The following is an 18,290-nucleotide window of genomic DNA, read 5'->3' as shown; positions in this document are numbered from 1 at the left end:
GTCGTGAGCACAGTGAGCGGCGATGACGCGGCCGCACGTCCAGAGCGTGCTGAGACGTCGGAGAACACGGCCCCCGCAGACGCCACGAAGCCGCGCGCCCGCCAGCGTCACCTCTACGAGGTCGACGTGGTGCGCATCCTCACGTTCGTCTGTGTCATCGGCGTGCACACCACGAGCCACACCGCTGGGCCCGACGATGTCGGCCTCTTCATGCTGCTCGACCTCATGCACTTCACCCGCGAGGTGTTCTTCGCGCTGACGGCGTTCGTGCTGGTCTACAGCTTCCTGGCACGCCCGGTGCCGATGAAGCAGTTCTGGCCGAAACGGTTCCTGCTCGTCGGCGTTCCGTACGTCGTCTGGTCGGCGATCTACGTCGTCGCCGGATATCTGCACCACCCCACCGGCACCATCGGCGACCTCCTCGTGAAGTTCGTCGTGACCACTCTGACCGGCAGCGCGTGGTACCACCTGTACTTCCTCCTGGTGACGATGCAGGTGTACCTGCTCGTGCCGGTGATCGTGTGGCTGGTGCGCCGCACGCGCGGCAAGCACTGGCTCCTGCTGCTCGGTGCCCTCGTGGTGCAGGCGGGACTGATGACCTGGTACCACTACGGTCACTCGTCCTACAGCTGGTACGGGGATTGGGCGAAGCAGATCGTCTTCACGTACTCGTTCTTCGTGATCGCCGGTGCCGTCGCTGCGGATCACGCCGCACAGTTCCTGACCTGGGTGCGCGCGCACCGCGCGTTGATCGGATGGCTCGTGCTGGCATCCGCCGCGATCATGCTCGGCCTCTACTGGGTCGAGGTTCTCGCCGGCCACCACAGCTTCTACGGCGCAGGCACGCCCATGCAGCCGGCCATGATCCTCTGGGGCGTCGCCGTCGCGGTCGGCTTCCTCGCAATAGGAACGTGGTGGGCCGACCGGCGGCGCGCGGGATCCGTCACGGCACGGTTCGTCGACCTCGCCTCCGATCGGTCGTTCGGCATCTTCCTGTCCCACCCGATGGTCATCTGGATCCTGCTCTGGGTGGGCGACGACTGGCTCGAGCGCACCGTTCCGACGCCGTGGCTCACGCTGGTCACCTATGTGCTCGTCATCATCGGCGCCGTGCTCATCACCGAGGTCGCGCGGCGAACACCGCTCAGCCTCGCGCTCACCGGCCGCCGCTACAAGGCCCGCCCGCGAGGGGCTCAACCGACGGCCCAGTCGCGTGGCGGTTCAGCTGCGGCTCAGCCTGCGGAGCACGGGCAGTCGACGAGCGGATGACGGTGACCGTTGCCCGGATGACCCCGGCTACGCCTGCCCGGTGATCACCGCGTCCTCAGCCGACACGTTGGGCCGCACGAGCTTCGGCCGCATCAGCCCGGCGAGCACCGTCGCGGCGACCAGGATGCCGATGGACAGGCCGAACGGCCAGGCGAATCCGCCCGTCCAGTCGACCAGGGATCCGACGATGATGGGCGAGACAATACCGGCGATGCCGAAGCCGGTGTTCATCATGCCGCTCGCCGTCCCCGACCACATGGGCGCGACATCCATCGGGATCGCCCACAGCTGTGCGTTCGTCAGCTCGAGGAAGAAGAACGACAACGACAGCGCGACGACGGTGAGCGTCAGCGGGGGAGTGAAGACGAGCGGGATCAGGCAGATGCCCGAGCCGATGAAGCCGATGAGCAGAAGCGTGCGACGAGCGCTTCTCGCGCTGGTGCCGCGCCGGATGAGCCAGTCGCTTGCGACACCGCCGAGGGTGTCGCCGACGACACCGCCGATGAGGATGAGCGAGGTGAGCAGCCCGTACTTCGCGACGTCCTGGTGGTAGGTGGTGGAGAGCAGCGTGGGGATCCACGTGAAGAACACCCACGCGACCCAGCCGTACGCGAAGTCCACGAGCGTGACCGGGAGGATCGTGACGATGAGCCGCTTCCACGGCACCGGCGGGAGGTCGGCAGCCATCGGCAGGTCCGGCACTTCGGAGAGCTCCTGCTTCGTGATGCCTTTCATGTCCTTGGGGCGGTCGCGGAACATGGCATACCAGATGAGCGCCCACAGCATGCTCAGGATGCCGACGTAGATGAACGAGGAGCGCCATCCGCTCCACAGGATCATCGCGGCGACGGCGATCGGCGCCAACGCGGTGCCCAGCCGGGATGCCGAGTGCACGATGCCCTGCACGAGCCCGTTGCGGTCCCGCGGCACCCACCTGCTCATGGCCTGGGTGGCGGTGGGGAACGTGGCCGACTCGCTGAACCCGAGGATGGCGCGCGCCACCAGCAGGGTGACGAGGCCGACGGCGAGGCCGGTGAACAGCGTGGAGAGACCCCACAGCAGACCCAGGATGAGAAGCCCACGACGCGGGCCGATCTTCTCGCCGATCCAGCCGCCGAAGATCTGCAGCAGCGCGTAGAACAGGGCGAACACGGATGCCGCGAGCCCGAACTGCGCGTTGGTGAGATCGAACTCCTTCATGATGCTCGGACCGGCGGTGGCGATGTTGTTCCGGTCGAAGTACGCGATGAAGTACATGATGCAGAGCAGCACCACCACGCGTCCTCGCCGCCGGTGCCACAGGATGGGTGTTCCGCGTTTCGTCGTCGGTTTCGTATCAGTCGTCGTCATCGTTTCGATCCATAGCTGGCAGCTGAGAGCATTCTTCGGAAAGTACCTGTTAACCGTAAGTACATCCGGTGCGCATGTCAGGAGTCTCCTGAGTGCTCAGGGATCCGCCGCAGAGACTTCGCGTCATCCGCCGTCCACCCGATAGGGTGCGCCTTCGTCATCGGGGCCGCCCGCACGTTCGTCGGGGGGTCTTCCTAGACTGGAACGCATGCAACCGACCCGAGTCGTGCGTCCCTTCGAGGTCGTGAGCGAATACGCGCCAAGTGGTGACCAGCCGCACGCCATCAAGGAGCTCGCCGCCCGCATCAATGCGGGGGAGACCGATGTCGTGCTGCTCGGTGCCACCGGAACGGGCAAGTCCGCGACGGCAGCGTGGCTCATCGAACAGGTCCAGCGACCCACTCTCGTGCTGTCGCACAACAAGACGCTGGCCGCCCAGCTCGCGAACGAGTTCCGCGACCTCATGCCGCACAACGCCGTCGAGTACTTCGTGTCGTACTACGACTACTACCAGCCCGAGGCGTACGTCCCGCAGACGGACACCTTCATCGAGAAGGACTCGTCCATCAACTCGGAGGTCGAACGGCTCCGCCACTCCACGACCAACTCGCTGCTCAGCCGTCGTGACGTGGTCGTCGTGTCCACCGTGTCCTGCATCTACGGCCTCGGTGCTGCCGAGGAGTACCTCGACGCCATGGCAGCCCTCCAGGTCGGCGACAACATCGGCCGGGACAACATCATCCGCATGTTCGTGAACATGCAGTACCAGCGCAACGACATCGACTTCTCGCGCGGCAAGTTCCGGGTGCGCGGCGACACCATCGAGATCATCCCGATGTACGAGGAGCACGCCATCCGCATCGAGCTCTTCGGGGACGAGATCGAGGCACTGTACTCGCTGCATCCGCTCACCGGCGAGGTCATCAAGCAGCTCGACGCCGTGTCCGTCTTCCCCGCGACGCACTACGCGGCGAGCCCGGAGACCATGCAGCGCGCGATCGGCACCATCAAGACGGAGCTCGCGGAGCGGCTCGAGGAGCTCGAGCGTCAGGGCAAGCTGCTGGAAGCGCAGCGGCTGCGCATGCGCACCACGTTCGACATCGAGATGATGGAGCAGATCGGCTTCTGTTCGGGCATCGAGAACTACTCGCGTCACATCGACGGCCGGCGGCCAGGCGAGGCGCCGCACTGCCTTCTCGACTATTTCCCCGAGGACTTCCTCCTCATCATCGACGAGTCGCACGTGACAGTGCCGCAGATCGGAGCGATGTACGAGGGGGATGCGTCGCGCAAGCGCACGCTCGTCGAGCACGGCTTCCGACTCCCCAGCGCGCTCGACAACCGCCCGCTCACGTGGGAGGAGTTCACGCGGCGCATCGGCCAGACCGTCTACATGTCGGCCACACCCGGACGATACGAGCTGGGCATCGCCGACGGCATCGTGGAGCAGATCATCCGTCCGACCGGACTCGTCGATCCGCAGGTGGTCGTCAAGCCAACGAAGGGGCAGATCGACGACCTGCTCGAAGAGATCCGGCTGCGCGTGGAGCGCAACGAACGCGTGCTCGTCACGACGCTCACGAAGAAGATGGCGGAGGAGCTCACCGACTACCTGGCAGAGGCGGGCGTGCGGGTGCGCTACCTGCACTCCGATGTGGACACGCTGCGCCGCGTCGAGCTGCTCACCGAGCTGCGCCAGGGCGTGTACGACGTGCTCGTCGGCATCAACCTGCTGCGCGAGGGTCTCGACCTGCCGGAGGTGTCGCTGGTGGCCATCCTGGATGCCGACAAGGAGGGCTTCCTGCGCTCCTCGACGTCGCTCATCCAGACCATCGGTCGAGCGGCCCGCAACGTGTCCGGCGAGGTGCACATGTACGCGGACGTGCTCACGGATTCGATGCGCAACGCCATCGAGGAGACCAATCGCCGCCGCGAACGACAGATCGAGTACAACACGGTCAACGGCATCGACCCGCAGCCGCTGCGCAAACGCATCGCCGACATCACGGACGTGCTGGCGCGCGAGGGTGCGGACACGCAGAAGATGCTCGCAGCCCGCGACGGATCGTCCAAGAAGAAGGCGCCGACGCCGAACCTCCGCAGAGAAGGAATCGCCGCCGAGGGCGCTCAGGAGCTCGAATCGCTGATCTCCGACCTCAACGACCAGATGCTGGCCGCGGCAGGCGAGCTCAAGTTCGAGCTCGCCGCGCGGCTGCGCGATGAGCTCTCCGACCTGAAGCGCGACCTGCGCCAGATGGAGAAGGCAGGGCACGCGTGACGGCAGTGTCCGAGAGCGGTGGCCGCGACCTGAGCGGAACCGTGGTGTTCTGGGACTTCGACGGCACCATCGCCGAGCGTCCTGGGCACTGGTCGTCGTGCATGGTGGATGTGCTCCGACACGTCCAGCCGGACAGCGTGCTCACGGTGGAGGCCCTCGAGGTGCACCTCCGACACGGCTTCCCCTGGCAGGACACGACCGTCGACCGCACGCACCTCGTCCGGCCGGACGATTGGTGGCGTGCGATCGACGTCGTGCTGCGGGCGGCGTACCTCGCGGCGGGAGTTCCGGCATCCGTGGTGGACGACGCCGTCGCCGGCGTGCGTCAGCGCTTCCGCGATCCGGTCACGTGGCGCGTCATCCCCGAAGCTGCGACGGCGATCGAGGCGCTCCACGAGGCAGGCGCGAGGCAGGCCGTCCTGAGCAATCACGTCCCCGAGCTGCCCGAGATCGTGGACGGTCTCGGCCTCGGCGGCCACTTCGAGCGGGTGTTCACCTCCGCGGCCATCGGCTGGGAGAAGCCGAACGCGGGGATCTTCCGGCACGCACTGCGGGAGTTCGGCCATCCGGACGACGTCTGGCTCATCGGCGACAACCCCGTCGCGGATGTCGAGGGTGCCGCCGCTGCCGGCATCCGTCCCGTCCTGGTGCAGGGCTCCTACATCGTCAACGACGGGGTGACGCACGCGCAGGCGGTCCGCGTGATCCGTGACGGGATTCGTGCGAACCGCTAGCACGTGAACACGCGCTAGCGTTGTCGGGTGGGCAGTGACGTCGGCACAGGTCGGACCCGGGCGGTCGCCGTCATCCTGCCGGTCATCCTCTGCCTTCTGGCCGTCGGCGCGGTGCTCATAGCCGGTCCGGTCCGCATCGGCGCGCCACCCTGGATCCCGCCGACCGAGCGCCCCGCGCACATCGCGCCGACCGCGGCGCCGCACGCCAGTGCCCCGGTGAATCCCCAGCAGACGCACTCGTCCGTCGTCGCGACCGTCGCGCCCAAGGTGCTCATCATCCTCGCGATCATCGCGGCGCTCCTGATCGCCTACCTGGTGTGGCGTCGTCTGCGCGGGCGAGGTCTCCGCGTGACGCACGAGACGGCATCCGGAGCGGTCGCCTTCGCGGAGACGCCGGCCGAGGAAGAGCTCGAGGAGTCCGATCCAGCGCCCGCCGTTGCACGGGGCATCGCCAGAGCCCTCGAGCTCGTCGACGAGCCGCGCGAGCCGGGCGACGCCATCGTTGCCGCATGGCTCGGCCTGCAGGAGGCCGCCGCCGACTCCGGCGTGCGCAGGCGTCCGTCCGAGACTCCCGCCGAGTACACGGCGCGCATCATCAGCCGCATCGGCGCCGACGACGCGGCTGCGACGCGGCTGCTGCGCCTTTACCAGGGTGTGCGCTTCGGTGCGCATCCCGCGACGGCGACAGATGTCGACACGGCTCGCGCATGCCTGCTCGCGCTCCGAGCGTCCTGGCATTCGGTCGGCACCGAGGGCCTCCGGTGACCGTTCGACGCATCGTCGGCTCCTCGGTGGCCGGCCTGATCGTCGGCGCCGGACTCTGGTTTCTGGGCGTCGACGCCTGGTTCGCCGGCGCGCTCGGTGTGCTCCTCGCGCTGATCTGCCTGATGTGGGGAATCTTCCGCTCGGACGACGAGTCCTCGCTCGTCTGGGCGACGCCGTCGCGTGAGCCGCGTCCCGGCTCGCGCACGGACATCGCACGCCTGGCTCCGATGTTCCAGCAGAGCCGCGGCTCGGTGCGCGAACAGGGGTTCGCCGCGGTGCGGGCCCTCGCACAAGCACGCCTTGACCGGTACGACCTGCGGCTCGGCGACCCGGCAGACCGCGAACGCATCGTGGCGCTCATCGGGCAGAGCGCCCATGCGACCCTCACCCCGCAGCACGGCGTCATGCCGTCCCTTCGCGCCATCGAGCAGTGCCTCGACGCGTTGGACGTCCTCGGCGCACGCGGCATCTTCGAGACCCCCTCAGACGCACGCACCACGGAAGGACCCGCACGAACGTGAACGATGGCGACGACATCCTCGGCCCCGATGAGGGCAGTCCGGAACCGCGCCGCACGGCGCCGCCACGAGCGGAACCGTTCGGGGCCGGACCGCAGAGCCCTGAACCGCTCGACTCTGAACCGCTCGGCGCTGACGCGCCCATCACGGAACCGCTCAGTGCGGAGCAGATTTCAGAGCGCGCGGCGCGCATCCTGGCCGCCGTCGAGCAGGTGGTGATCGGTCAGCACGCACCGCTGCGGATCGCCCTCGCCGCCATCCTGGCCGGCGGGCACGTGCTCTTCGAGGACGTGCCTGGGCTTGGTAAGACGCTCGCAGCGCGGAGTCTCGCGAGCGCGATGGGACTGCCGTTCCGGAGGCTCCAGTGCACGCCCGACCTGCTGCCGGCGGACATCACGGGGTCGTACATCTACGCACCGGCCAGCGGCGACTTCGTCTTCCGCCCCGGCCCGGTCTTCACGGGGCTCCTCCTCGCCGACGAGCTCAACCGCACCGCGCCCAAGACGCAGTCGGCACTGCTGGAGGCGATGGCAGAGCACCAGGTCACGGTGGAGGGCAACAGCTTCGCGCTGCCTGAGCCTTTCCACGTGATCGCGACCGCGAACCCGATCGAGTACGAGGGCACGTACGCGCTGCCGGAGGCCCAGCTGGATCGGTTCCTGGTGCGGCTGTCGGTCGGATACCCGGAGCGCGAACAGGAGGAGCGCATCCTCGGCAACCGGCTTGCCAGGCGTACCGAGGCGACGACGGTGGATCCGGTGACGGATGCCGCGGGCCTCGCCGCCATGCAGGCGGGCGTCGAGCGGCTCCACGTCGACCCCGACATCCTCCGTTACTGCGTGGATCTCGCCGCAGCGACGCGCGCCGATCGCTCCGTCGAGGTCGGCGCCTCACCGCGAGGATCCCAAGCGCTCATGCTCGTCGCCCGCGCCCTCGCCGTGATCGACGGACGCGACTTCGTCACGCCGGACGACGTCAAGGCCGTCGCCGTCCCCGCCCTCGCTCACCGGCTCACCCTCACACCGGCCGCCTGGGCCGCCGGCACGCTGCCCGAGTCCGTCGTCGGCGGTCTCGTCGACGCCGTCGCCGGTCCGCCCGCGGTGTCCCGCACCGCCGGCGTGTCGTGAAGACCCTGCGGTCGCCTGTCGTCGCATCCGGGATCGCCGTCGCGTTCATCCTCACGGTGACCTCGGTCATCGTGGGGCGCGCGGATGTCCTGGTCGTCGCGCTCACGCTGGTCACCGCGGTCGGCGTGGCAGCGTCGAAACCACGTGCTGCTGCCGGATCGGCCCGGATCGCCTTGGGGAAGCGACACGCCGGCCGGATGGACGCCGAGATCCACGTGCAGACCGCGACGGACACGGACTTCGCCACGCTTCGCGTCACAGCCATGGGCTCCGAGCTGCGTCGCGTCACGCTGGCGTCTGGGGCACGCGACGTGCGAGTCGAGATCCCCGTGCTCCACACCGGAGACCAGGATCTGCTCGCCGTCACGTTCCGCGAGGCCTCTGCGGATGCCGTGCGCGTCAGCGGGCCGTCCGACCCGGCGACCGCGCGGATCGTCGTGGAGCCGGTGGCGGTGGACCTCCGGTCACTGCCGCTGCCGTCCCGGCTGCGTGGGCTCACCGGCACCCACGACTCGTCCCGGCCCGGCGACGGGGGAGAGTTTCGCGACATCCACCCGTTCGCGGCGGGCGACCGCCTCCGCAGGATCGACTGGAAGGCGACTGCCCGACTCGCCAGGAGTCCCGGCGACCTTTTCGTTCGGCGCACCCACGCCACTTCCGACGTGCACGTCGCGATCGTGCTCGACGACGACTCGGATGTAGGGGAGCGCGTCAGCACCTGGCCCTTCGGGGATCCCGCGGTGGGCGGCAGCACCACGCTCGACGTCGCACGCGAGGCGGCATGGAGCCTCGGGTGCGCCTACCTCGACGCCGGCGACGCCGTGTCGTTCCAGGTGCTCTCCCGCGCCAGGGGCTCGGTGCGACGGGGTGCTGGAGCACGGCATCGTGAGCTCCTGCGCGCCGCGATCGCCGGTGTGTCTGCGCATCCACGGGGCTTCTCGCGCGCCAGGACACCGCAGGTGGCGCCCGGCGCCCTCGTCTTCGTGCTGTCGCCGTTCCTCGACGACGACCCGGGACACCTGGCGCAATTGTGGAGGGCCGCGGGCCACAGGGTCATCGCCGTCGACACACTCCCGCGCCTGATCACCGACGATCTGTCGCGCGAGCGCATGGCGGCGCTCCGGGTCGTGCTCGGGCGCAGAGACGACCGCCTGCACGACCTCTTTGCGGTTGGCGTCGACCCCCCCCCCCCCCTGCGCTGGGACGCCGACGCCCAATCCCGCCTCACCGCACTGCGCGCCCTCACCCGTCAGCGGAGGCGGCCATGACCGATCGCCGGCAACGACGGCCGCACAGCGTCATCACCATCGGCACCTGGATGCCGTCCCTCACGCCGCGCCTCCTCGTCGCGCTCATCGGTGGGTCCGCCTCGTTGCTCCTCGTGCCGGAACCGTTCGCCGTCGTGTCCGCCGCGTTGGCGCTGCTGGGCGCGGTCCTTCCCGCGAGTCTCGCGGCCTGGGGCACGGCGCTCGTGATCGGGCTCGCTCAGCTCGCACGGCCTGCGGATGCCGCTGACTGGCATCCGTATGCCGTGCTGGCCGTCGTGCACCTGCTGCACGTGCTCGGGGCCGTGACGCTCGTCGTCGAACCGTTCGGACGCATGCAGGTGCGCGCCCTCGCGCGGCCGCTGACGCGCTGGATCGTCATCCAGGTGCCCGCTCAGGCGGTGCTCGCCGCGACCTTGGTGCTGACGACGTCCGGCGCTCTGCGCACCCCGGTGCTCCCTGGAGTCTTCGCCGTGCTCGCCGTGCTCGCCGTCGGGGTCGCGGCCTTTCTCGTCGTCAGGCGGCGTTGACGCGATCCCGGAAGCGTGCCGCAACGGCGCGATGAAGCGCGGCATGGTCTCGCACCGGATCGCGGCGCGTGACATCGCCGTGTGGCGCCGTTCCCTGCCGCGGAACGATCTGCCGCTGGGGTGTCCGACGCTGCGCCGCGTGCCCGACAGGGCCGAACGAAGCCGGCTCCTGCGTTCCCGGTCCGTGAGGAACAGGCTCCGGCTCCCGCCGCTCCGACGCTCGCCGCTCCGACGCTCGCCCGAGCATTCCCGACCACGCCGCTCCGCGCGGCACCACCGGTGTCACGGGGCCACCGCCGAGCTCGTGCTCCAGCCGATCGTCAAGGCCGCAGCCGTCATCTGCCATCGCCGCCATACCGGCACAGTACGAACGACCACCGACATTCCCGTCGCCCGTCGATGACCGACTCGCCGACGACCCGTCCTCACCGGCCCGAAGTCACCGAATCGTGGCGGATCTGCCGCGATCCGGGTCGCGAGCCTGACATGGAGTCAGCGGCGTGAGGTGGCGGCCGCCGCACGGCTCTGGCCGCGTGGGCGAGCGCGAGTTCTGTTCGCCGCGGGCGAATGTCAGTGGCCTTATCTAGACTTTTCGGGTGTCGATCTCGAAAGTGGAATCCCACTCAAAACTGAGCGTTCGCGGTGCCCGCGTGCACAATCTTCGCAACGTCGACGTCGAGATCCCTCGCGATTCGCTCGTCGTCTTCACCGGCCTCTCCGGATCCGGCAAATCGTCCCTCGCCTTCGACACGATCTTCGCCGAGGGGCAACGTCGTTACGTGGAATCCCTCTCGGCCTACGCGCGCCAGTTCCTCGGCCAGGTGGACCGTCCCGACGTGGACTTCATCGAGGGTCTCAGCCCGGCGGTCTCCATCGACCAGAAGTCCACGAACCGCAACCCGCGGTCCACGGTCGGCACGATCACCGAGATCTTCGACTACATGCGCCTGCTCTGGGCGCGCATCGGCGTTCCGCACTGTCCGGTCTGCGGCGAGCGAATCCAGCGGCAGACCGTGCAGCAGATCGCCGACCAGCTCATGGAGCTCGAGACCGGCACCAGGTATCTGGTGCTCAGCCCGGTGGTGAAGCAGAAGAAGGGCGAGTTCGTCGACCTCTTCGCCGAGCTGTCCGCATCCGGCTACTCGCGCGCCATGGTCGACGGTGAGCAGATCCAGCTGTCCAGCCCTCCGACCCTGAAGAAGCAGTACAAGCACGACATCTCGGTCGTCGTGGACCGCTTGGTCGCCGGCCCCGACATCCTCACCCGCCTCACCGACTCGCTCGAGACGGCACTGCGGCTGACCGACGGCCTCGTCACCGTCTCGTTCGTCGACGAGTCCGGACCGGATGCCACCCGCAACTTCAGCGAGAAGCTCGCGTGCCCGAACGGGCACCCCATCCAGCTCACCGAGATCGAACCGCGCACGTTCTCCTTCAACGCACCTTTCGGAGCATGTCCTGAGTGCTCGGGGCTCGGCACCCGCATGTCGGTGGACGACGAACTGCTCCTCGGCGACCAGACACTGAGCATCAGCGAGGGCGTCATCCTGCCGTGGAGCACGCAGGGCAAGGGCCTGTACCAGTACTACGACAAGCTGCTCGATGGTCTCGCCCGAGATCTCGACTTCGATCTCCAGACGCCGTGGGACGAGCTGCCGCGTACAGTGCGCGACGCGATCCTGCGCGGCAAAGACTTCAAGGTCAAGGTCAAGTGGCGCAACCGCTACGGCCGCGAGCTCAGCTACACGTCCGGCTTCGAGGGCGTCGTCCCGTACATCGAGCGTCAGTACCTGCAGGCCGACTCCGACACGCAGCGGCAGCGCTGGTCGGAGTACCTGCGCGAGGTGCCGTGCCCGGTGTGCCAGGGCAAGCGGCTCAAGCCCGAGGTGCTGGCAGTGCTCATCCACGGCCACAGCATCGCGGATGTCGCCGACCTGAGCCTCGCCGACGCCAGGGCGTTCATGAACAAGCTCGAGCTCACCGAACGAGAGCAGGTCATCGCGGCGCAGGTGCTGCGCGAGATCAAGGTGCGACTGGACTTTCTCATCCAGGTCGGCCTCAACTACCTCAGCATGGCGCGGGCGGCGGCGACCCTGTCCGGGGGAGAGGCGCAGCGCATCCGTCTCGCCACGCAGATCGGCTCCGGACTCACCGGCGTGCTGTATGTGCTCGACGAGCCGAGCATCGGCCTGCACCAGCGGGACAACCGCCGTCTCATCGAGACGCTCGTCGCGCTGCGCAATCTGGGCAACACGCTCATCGTCGTCGAGCACGACGAAGACACGATCCGCACGGCCGACTGGATCGTCGACATCGGACCGGGAGCCGGCGAGGGCGGCGGCCGCGTCGTCCACTCTGGCACGTACGACGACCTGCTCGACAACACGGAGTCGCTGACCGGCGACTACCTGGCGGGGCGTCGGGTCATCGAGACGCCGCGACACCGTCGCCCGGTCGATCCCGAGCGGATGCTCCGGGTCGTCGGCGCCAACGCCAACAACCTCCGCAACATCACCGTCGACTTCCCGCTCGGCGTGTTCGTCTCCGTCACGGGCGTCAGCGGATCGGGCAAGTCGTCGCTGGTGAACGACATCCTGTACCGCGTGCTCGCCAACCGGCTGAACGGGGCGCGCAAGGTGGCGGGCAAGCACACCCGGGTGCTCGGAACAGACCACCTCGACAAGGTGGTGCACGTCGACCAGGCGCCGATCGGGCGCACCCCGCGCTCGAACCCTGCGACGTACACGGGCGTCTTCGATCGCATCCGCACGCTCTTCGCCGAGACCGCGGAGGCGAAGGCCAGGGGGTACCTGCCTGGGCGCTTCAGCTTCAACGTCAAGGGCGGACGCTGCGAGGCGTGCTCCGGCGACGGCACCATCAAGATCGAGATGAACTTCCTGCCCGACGTGTACGTCGCGTGCGAGGTCTGCGGGGGCGCCCGGTACAACCGCGACACCCTGCAGGTGCACTACAAGGGCAAGAACATCGCCGAAGTGCTCGACATGCCCATCGAGGAGGCCGCCGAGTTCTTCCGACCGATCACCGCGATCCACCGCTACCTGCAGACACTCGTCGACGTCGGGCTCGGCTACGTGCGACTCGGTCAGAGCGCCACCACGCTGTCCGGGGGAGAGGCGCAGCGGGTCAAGCTCGCCACCGAGCTGCAGAAGCGCAGCAACGGTCGCAGCGTCTACGTGCTCGACGAGCCGACGACGGGTCTGCACTTCGAAGACGTGCGCAAGCTGCTCGAGGTGTTGAACAGCCTGGTCGACAAGGGCAACACGGTCATCGTCATCGAGCACAACCTCGACGTCGTGAAGTCCTCCGACTGGATCATCGATCTGGGGCCGGAGGGCGGATCCGGGGGAGGCAAGGTGATCGCGACCGGCACGCCCGAGAAGGTCGCCAGGGCGAAGGGCAGCCACACCGGCGTCTTCCTGCGCGAGATCCTGGATGCCGACACCCGCTCCGAGCAGAAGACCGCCTGAGCCGCGATGGCAGACACCGTCGCCTATCGTCCCAAGACGAACGAGATCCCGACGGGGCCGGGCGTGTACCGGTTCAGGGATGCCACGAAGCGGGTGCTCTACGTCGGCAAGGCGAAGAACCTCCGCGCCCGGCTGAGCAACTACTTCCAGCCGCTGCGCAATCTGCACGAGCGTACCCGTCGCATGGTCACGACCGCGGCGAGCGTCGAGTGGACGGTTGTCGCGAACGAGTTCGAGGCGTTGCAGCTCGAGTACACGTGGATCAAGGAGTTCAACCCTCCGTTCAACGTGCAGTTCCGCGACGACAAGACCTATCCGTATCTTGCCGTCACGCTCGCAGACGACGTTCCGCGAGCCATGGTGACGCGCAACCGCACGATCGCCGGCGCACGGTACTTCGGGCCGTACACGAAGGTCTGGGCCATCCGAGAGACCCTCGATCTCATGCTCAAGGCGTTCCCGATGCGCAGCTGCTCGGACGGCGTGTACCGTCGGGCCGAGATCACCGGACGCCCCTGTCTGCTCGGCGATATCGGCAAATGCGTCGCACCGTGCGTGGGGCGGGTAACGCAGGAGGAGCACCGCGAGGTCGCCGACGACTTCGTGTCGTTCATGGCCGGAAACGACACACGTTACGTCCGTGCTCTCGAGCAGCGGATGCGCGACTCGGCCGAGCAGCAGGAATACGAGGCGGCCGCGCGCTACCGGGACAGCATCCAGGCCATGCGCGCCGTCATGGAGAAGACCGCTGTGGTCTTCTCGGAGGATGTCGACGTCGACGTCTTCGGCATCGCCGACGACGAGCTCGCCGCTGCCGTCCAGCAGTTCATCGTCCGCGGAGGACGCATCCGCGGCACGCGCAGCTGGGTCGTCGACAAGGAGCTCGACGTCGACGTCTCCGAGCTGATCGAGACGGTGCTCGAGAACGCGTACGAAGGCGAGTTCGCGCCGCCGCGCGAGATCCTCGTCCCCGTGCTGCCCGAGGATGCCGCGGAGCTCGAGCAGTGGCTCGGCGCTCGACGGGCGGAAGACGCCGAATCCCGCCACAGCAGGGGGATCGCTCCATCGAAGGTGCGGCTGCACGTGGCGCAGCGCGGAGAGAAGGCGGCGCTTGCGCAGACCGCCGAGACCAACGCCAAGAACGCGCTCATGCTGTACAAGACACGGCGAAGCGCGGACTTCGTTGCCAGGTCGCAGGCTCTTGAAGACATTCGCGACGCTCTGGGCATGCCGGATGCGCCGCTGCGCATGGAGTGCTACGACGTCTCCCACCTGTCTGGCACGAACATCGTGGCCTCCATGGTGGTGTTCGAAGACGGGCTGCCCCGCAAGGACCAGTACCGCAGGTTCAGCATCCCGGCGTCCACCGACGACACCGAGTCCATCTACCAGGTGCTCACCCGACGCCTCGCGTATCTCCGTCCGGACGGCAGGGACGATCCCTTCGACGATTCGCTCGACACCGCTGCCGCGGTCGTTCCCGGACAGGACGCCGGGGAAGACCAGGATGTGACGGTGTCGGAATCGACTGAGCCCGAGCCCGCGGAGCCCGATGTCCCCGAGGTGGGACGCCGTCCGCGCAAGTTCTCCTACCCGCCGCAGCTCCTCCTCGTCGACGGCGGACAGCCGCAGGTCGCTGCCGCACGCCGCGCGCTCGAGGAATCCGGCGTGACGGGCATCCAGCTCGCCGGCATCGCCAAGCGGCTCGAGGAGCTGTGGCTTCCCGACTCGGACTTCCCTGTCATCCTGCCGCGAAACAGCGACGCTCTCTTCCTTGTGCAGCGCATTCGCGACGAGGCGCACCGCTTCGCGATCACCTACCAGCGCGCCAAGCGGCGGCGGGACATCTCGTCGACGCTCGCGGATATCCCCGGACTCGGCCCGGCACGCGTGCGGGAGCTGCTGAAGCATTTCGGCTCGGTCGCGCGCCTGCGGCAGGCGACGCCCGAGCTCATCGCCGAGGTGAAGGGCATCGGCCCGACGCTGGCCACGACGATCCACTCGACACTGCACACGGAGGCTGAGCCCAGCGCACCACAGCCGGTTTCGTCGGACGCAGAGGATGCATCCGACCAGTCCCGGGTCGCCGAGCGCGCGGCATCCGGCCCCGAATCGCCGGACACACCATAGGGTTGAGAGACAGTCGATTCTCGATCCGAGGCGGGGGATGAGCGAGGAGCAGACGGAAACAGAGGGCCAGCACCAGGAATTGCTGGTCGTCACCGGCATGTCCGGGGCGGGACGGTCCACCGTTGCGAACGCACTCGAGGACCTCGACTGGTACGTCGTCGACAACCTGCCGCCCCAGATGCTGCGACCTCTCATCGACCTCGTGGCGCGTGCCGGATCGACGCTTCCACGCATTGCGGCTGTCGTCGATGTGCGGGGGAGAGGCTTCTTCTCCGACCTGCAGGACATGCTCCAGTCGCTGCGCAGCGGCACCCAGGTGCGGCTGCTCTTCCTGGACGCAACGGATGCCGCGCTCGTGCGCCGCTTCGAGTCCGTGCGCCGTCCGCATCCGCTGCAAGCCTCCGGCACGATCCTCGACGGGATCATGGCCGAGCGGGCGCGGGTCCGCGAGCTTCGCGAGTCGGCGGACATCATCATCGACACGTCAGACCTGAACATCCACCAGCTCGCGGTCGAGATCAACCAGATCTTCGCCGCGGAGAACGCGGCCGACATCCAGCTCACGCTGCTCAGCTTCGGTTTCAAGTACGGACTGCCGCCCGACGCCGACATGGTGGCAGACGCCCGGTTCCTGCCGAATCCGTTCTGGCAGCCGGAGCTGCGGCCGCTGACCGGCCTCGACGCGCCGGTGCGCGACTACGTGTTCGACCAGCCAGGGGCCCTGGACTTCGTCGACGACTACTCGCGTGCCCTGCGTCCCGTGCTCGAGGGGTATCGGCGTGAGAACAAGCGGCACGCAACCATCGCGGTAGGCTGCACTGGGGGTAAGCATCGCTCCGTCTGCATTGCTGAAGCATTGGCTGCACGGTTGCGCGATGCTCCCGGCGTGGCGGTCTCGATCAAGCATCGCGACCTCGGCCGGGAATGACGGACACTGAGCGCCGCTCCTCTGCCGCACGCGGCGACCATGCACGAAACACAGAACGGACCCACGCGATTGGCACTGACCGCTGACGTCAAAGAAGAACTCCTCGGCGTTGAGGCGGGCAAGAACACGGTGCGGGCTGCGGAACTCGCGACCATCCTGCGCCTCGCCGGTGGACTTCACCTCATCTCCGGCCGCATCGCCGTCGAAGCCGAACTGGACTCTCCCGGCCTGGCCAGGCACGTGCGCAAGGCTCTCGCCGAACTGTACGGAGTGCGCAGCGAGGTGTCGGTGACGTCGGCGGGCGGCATCCGCAAGAACACGGTCTACACCGTTCGAGTGCTCGACGGCGGCGAGACGCTGGCCAGGCAGACCGGACTCCTCGATCAGCATCGCCGGCCGATCCGCGGCCTGCCGAACAGGCTCACCACCGGGTCGAAGGAGGATCTCGCCGCGGTCTGGCGCGGTGCCTTCCTCGCGCATGGCTCCCTGACGGATCCCGGCCGCTCCGCAGCACTGGAGATCACGTGCCCGGGCAACGAGTCCGCGATGGCGCTCGTCGGTGCCGCAGGCCGGCTCGGTGTTCCCGCGAAGGCTCGTGAGGTGCGCGGGGTGCATCGTGTCGTCATCCGGGACGGCGAAGCCATCGGCGCGATGCTCACGCGGATGGGTGCCGTCGGCACCGTTCGCACCTGGGAGGAGCTTCGACAGCGCCGTGAGGTGCGGGCGACAGCCAACCGCCTGGTCAACTTCGATGACGCGAACCTGCGCCGTTCCGCGCAGGCCGCTGTCGCAGCGTGTGCCCGCGTCGAGCGAGCGATGGAGATCCTCGGGCCTACCATGCCCGACCACCTGCGCTATGCGGGCGAGCTCCGTCTCGCCCACCGAGACGCCAGCCTCGACGAGCTGGGACACCACGCGGATCCGCCGATGACGAAGGATGCCGTCGCCGGACGCATCCGACGCCTGCTCGCCATGGCGGACAAGCGTGCCGTCGAGCTCGGCATCCCCGGCACCGACGCCAACCTCCCCGCCGACCTCGACCTGTAGACGACGGCGTCGATCTCGCCGTCTCCCCGCGTCATCCGTTCCGCCGCGCTCGGTGCCGTCTCACTAGAGTGGAAACGTTGCTCAGACCGCGGTGCGGCCCTCGCACCGCGCTCGAAGAACGAGGAGAGAGTGAATGGCTGACTACACGCTCGCTGATCTTCCCTATGACTACTCGGCGCTCGAGCCGAGCATCAGCGGGACCATCATGGAGCTCCACCACGACAAGCACCACAAGGCCTACGTCGACGGGGCGAACACCGCCATCGCGAAGCTCCAGGAAGCACGTGACGCCGACGACCTGACCTACGTGAACAAGCTGCAGAAGGACCTCGCGTTCAATCTCGCCGGTCACGTGAACCACACGGTGTTCTGGAACAACCTGTCTCCGGACGGCGGCGACAAGCCGACCGGTGAGCTGGCATCCGCGATCGACGAGTTCTTCGGATCCTTCGACAAGTTCCGCGCCCACTTCACGGCGTCGGCGCTCGGCATCCAGGGCTCCGGCTGGTCGATCCTCGCCTGGGACTCCCTCGGACAGAAGCTGATCATCGAGCAGCTGTACGACCACCAGGGCAACCTCGCGACGGCCACGATCCCGCTGCTCTTGCTGGACATGTGGGAGCACGCGTTCTACCTCGACTACCGCAACGTGAAGGCGGACTACGTCAAGGCGTTCTGGAACATCGTGGGCTGGGGTGACGTGCAGGAGCGCTTCACCAAGGCGCGCGAAAAGACGTCGGGCCTGCTGCTACTGTCTTAGCGGGTAGGTGTCCCGGGTGGGATCCGCCCGGGACACCGTCGTCCGTTCGTTCCTTTCTCGCAATCCAGCGCCGAACGGCGCCCCAGTAACAGGAGATCTCC

At 68.0% G+C, this 18,290-nt stretch carries 14 protein-coding genes; 13 read left to right on the top strand and 1 reads right to left on the bottom strand.

Annotated features, from left to right (window positions below; genetic code table 11):
- Window positions 1-3 precede the first annotated feature (3 nt).
- A complete protein-coding gene (locus tag ACX9R5_RS11795) occupies window positions 4-1,269 on the top strand; it encodes an acyltransferase (RefSeq protein ID WP_459409237.1) in 1,266 nt (421 codons plus the stop codon).
- Between the two features lie 27 nt (window positions 1,270-1,296).
- Here ACX9R5_RS11795 and ACX9R5_RS11790 read toward each other — a convergent pair whose 3' ends face one another.
- Window positions 1,297-2,619, bottom strand: coding sequence for an MFS transporter (locus ACX9R5_RS11790; RefSeq protein WP_459409236.1), 1,323 nt, complete (start codon window positions 2,617-2,619; stop codon window positions 1,297-1,299).
- Between the two features lie 208 nt (window positions 2,620-2,827).
- On the opposite strand from ACX9R5_RS11790, the gene uvrB reads away from it, so the two are divergent.
- The 12 genes from uvrB (at window position 2,828) to ACX9R5_RS11730 (ending at window position 18,189) form a co-directional block, all read left to right on the top strand.
- Window positions 2,828-4,897, top strand: a complete 2,070-nt coding sequence (gene uvrB / locus ACX9R5_RS11785; RefSeq protein WP_459409235.1) for an excinuclease ABC subunit UvrB — start codon at window positions 2,828-2,830, stop codon at window positions 4,895-4,897.
- Window positions 4,894-5,631, top strand: coding sequence for an HAD family hydrolase (locus ACX9R5_RS11780; protein ID WP_459409234.1), 738 nt, complete (start codon window positions 4,894-4,896; stop codon window positions 5,629-5,631). Before uvrB ends, ACX9R5_RS11780 begins: the two co-directional genes overlap by 4 nt.
- Before the next feature lie 27 nt (window positions 5,632-5,658).
- Window positions 5,659-6,396 carry a DUF4129 domain-containing protein gene (locus ACX9R5_RS11775; RefSeq protein ID WP_459409233.1) on the top strand — a complete coding sequence of 246 codons (738 nt, stop codon included), beginning with the start codon at window positions 5,659-5,661 and terminating at the stop codon, window positions 6,394-6,396.
- Complete coding sequence (locus ACX9R5_RS11770) at window positions 6,393-6,917, top strand: hypothetical protein (protein WP_459409232.1); 525 nt, start codon at window positions 6,393-6,395, stop codon at window positions 6,915-6,917. Before ACX9R5_RS11775 ends, ACX9R5_RS11770 begins: the two co-directional genes overlap by 4 nt.
- A 140-nt stretch (window positions 6,918-7,057) precedes the next feature.
- Window positions 7,058-8,041 (top strand): AAA family ATPase, encoded by a 984-nt coding sequence (locus tag ACX9R5_RS11765; protein WP_459409672.1) that lies wholly within the window; start codon window positions 7,058-7,060, stop codon window positions 8,039-8,041.
- The gene (locus tag ACX9R5_RS11760; protein ID WP_459409231.1) at window positions 8,038-9,309 is read left to right on the top strand and encodes a DUF58 domain-containing protein; all 1,272 of its coding nucleotides are present in this window, start codon (window positions 8,038-8,040) and stop codon (window positions 9,307-9,309) included. Before ACX9R5_RS11765 ends, ACX9R5_RS11760 begins: the two co-directional genes overlap by 4 nt.
- Window positions 9,306-9,836, top strand: a complete 531-nt coding sequence (locus ACX9R5_RS11755) for a hypothetical protein (protein ID WP_459409230.1) — start codon at window positions 9,306-9,308, stop codon at window positions 9,834-9,836. The genes ACX9R5_RS11760 and ACX9R5_RS11755 overlap by 4 nt, the downstream gene beginning before the upstream one ends.
- A 596-nt stretch (window positions 9,837-10,432) precedes the next feature.
- Complete coding sequence (uvrA, locus tag ACX9R5_RS11750; protein WP_459409229.1) at window positions 10,433-13,324, top strand: excinuclease ABC subunit UvrA; 2,892 nt, start codon at window positions 10,433-10,435, stop codon at window positions 13,322-13,324.
- Window positions 13,325-13,330: 6 nt separating this feature from the next.
- Entirely contained in the window at window positions 13,331-15,454 is a 2,124-nt protein-coding gene (gene uvrC / locus ACX9R5_RS11745) for an excinuclease ABC subunit UvrC (RefSeq protein ID WP_459409228.1), read from the top strand.
- Between the two features lie 37 nt (window positions 15,455-15,491).
- Window positions 15,492-16,382, top strand: a complete 891-nt coding sequence (rapZ, locus tag ACX9R5_RS11740) for an RNase adapter RapZ (protein WP_459409227.1) — start codon at window positions 15,492-15,494, stop codon at window positions 16,380-16,382.
- 69 nt (window positions 16,383-16,451) lie between these two features.
- The gene (gene whiA / locus ACX9R5_RS11735; protein ID WP_459409671.1) at window positions 16,452-17,429 is read left to right on the top strand and encodes a DNA-binding protein WhiA; all 978 of its coding nucleotides are present in this window, start codon (window positions 16,452-16,454) and stop codon (window positions 17,427-17,429) included.
- Between the two features lie 133 nt (window positions 17,430-17,562).
- Window positions 17,563-18,189, top strand: coding sequence for a superoxide dismutase (locus tag ACX9R5_RS11730; RefSeq protein WP_459409226.1), 627 nt, complete (start codon window positions 17,563-17,565; stop codon window positions 18,187-18,189).
- Window positions 18,190-18,290: the final 101 nt, after the last annotated feature.

It is taken from the genome of Rathayibacter sp. CAU 1779 (assembly GCF_054551755.1).
The sequence above is the reverse complement of the archived record's forward strand: the minus strand, read 5'-3'. Positions and strand labels throughout refer to the sequence as shown.

Coding starts and splice junctions, on each gene's coding strand:
- ACX9R5_RS11790 (WP_459409236.1), bottom strand. CDS start 2,619: ATGACGACGACTGATACGAAACCGACGACGAAACGCGGAACACCCATC.
- uvrB (WP_459409235.1), top strand. CDS start 2,828: ATGCAACCGACCCGAGTCGTGCGTCCCTTCGAGGTCGTGAGCGAATAC.
- ACX9R5_RS11755 (WP_459409230.1), top strand. CDS start 9,306: ATGACCGATCGCCGGCAACGACGGCCGCACAGCGTCATCACCATCGGC.
- uvrC (WP_459409228.1), top strand. CDS start 13,331: ATGGCAGACACCGTCGCCTATCGTCCCAAGACGAACGAGATCCCGACG.
- rapZ (WP_459409227.1), top strand. CDS start 15,492: ATGAGCGAGGAGCAGACGGAAACAGAGGGCCAGCACCAGGAATTGCTG.
- ACX9R5_RS11730 (WP_459409226.1), top strand. CDS start 17,563: ATGGCTGACTACACGCTCGCTGATCTTCCCTATGACTACTCGGCGCTC.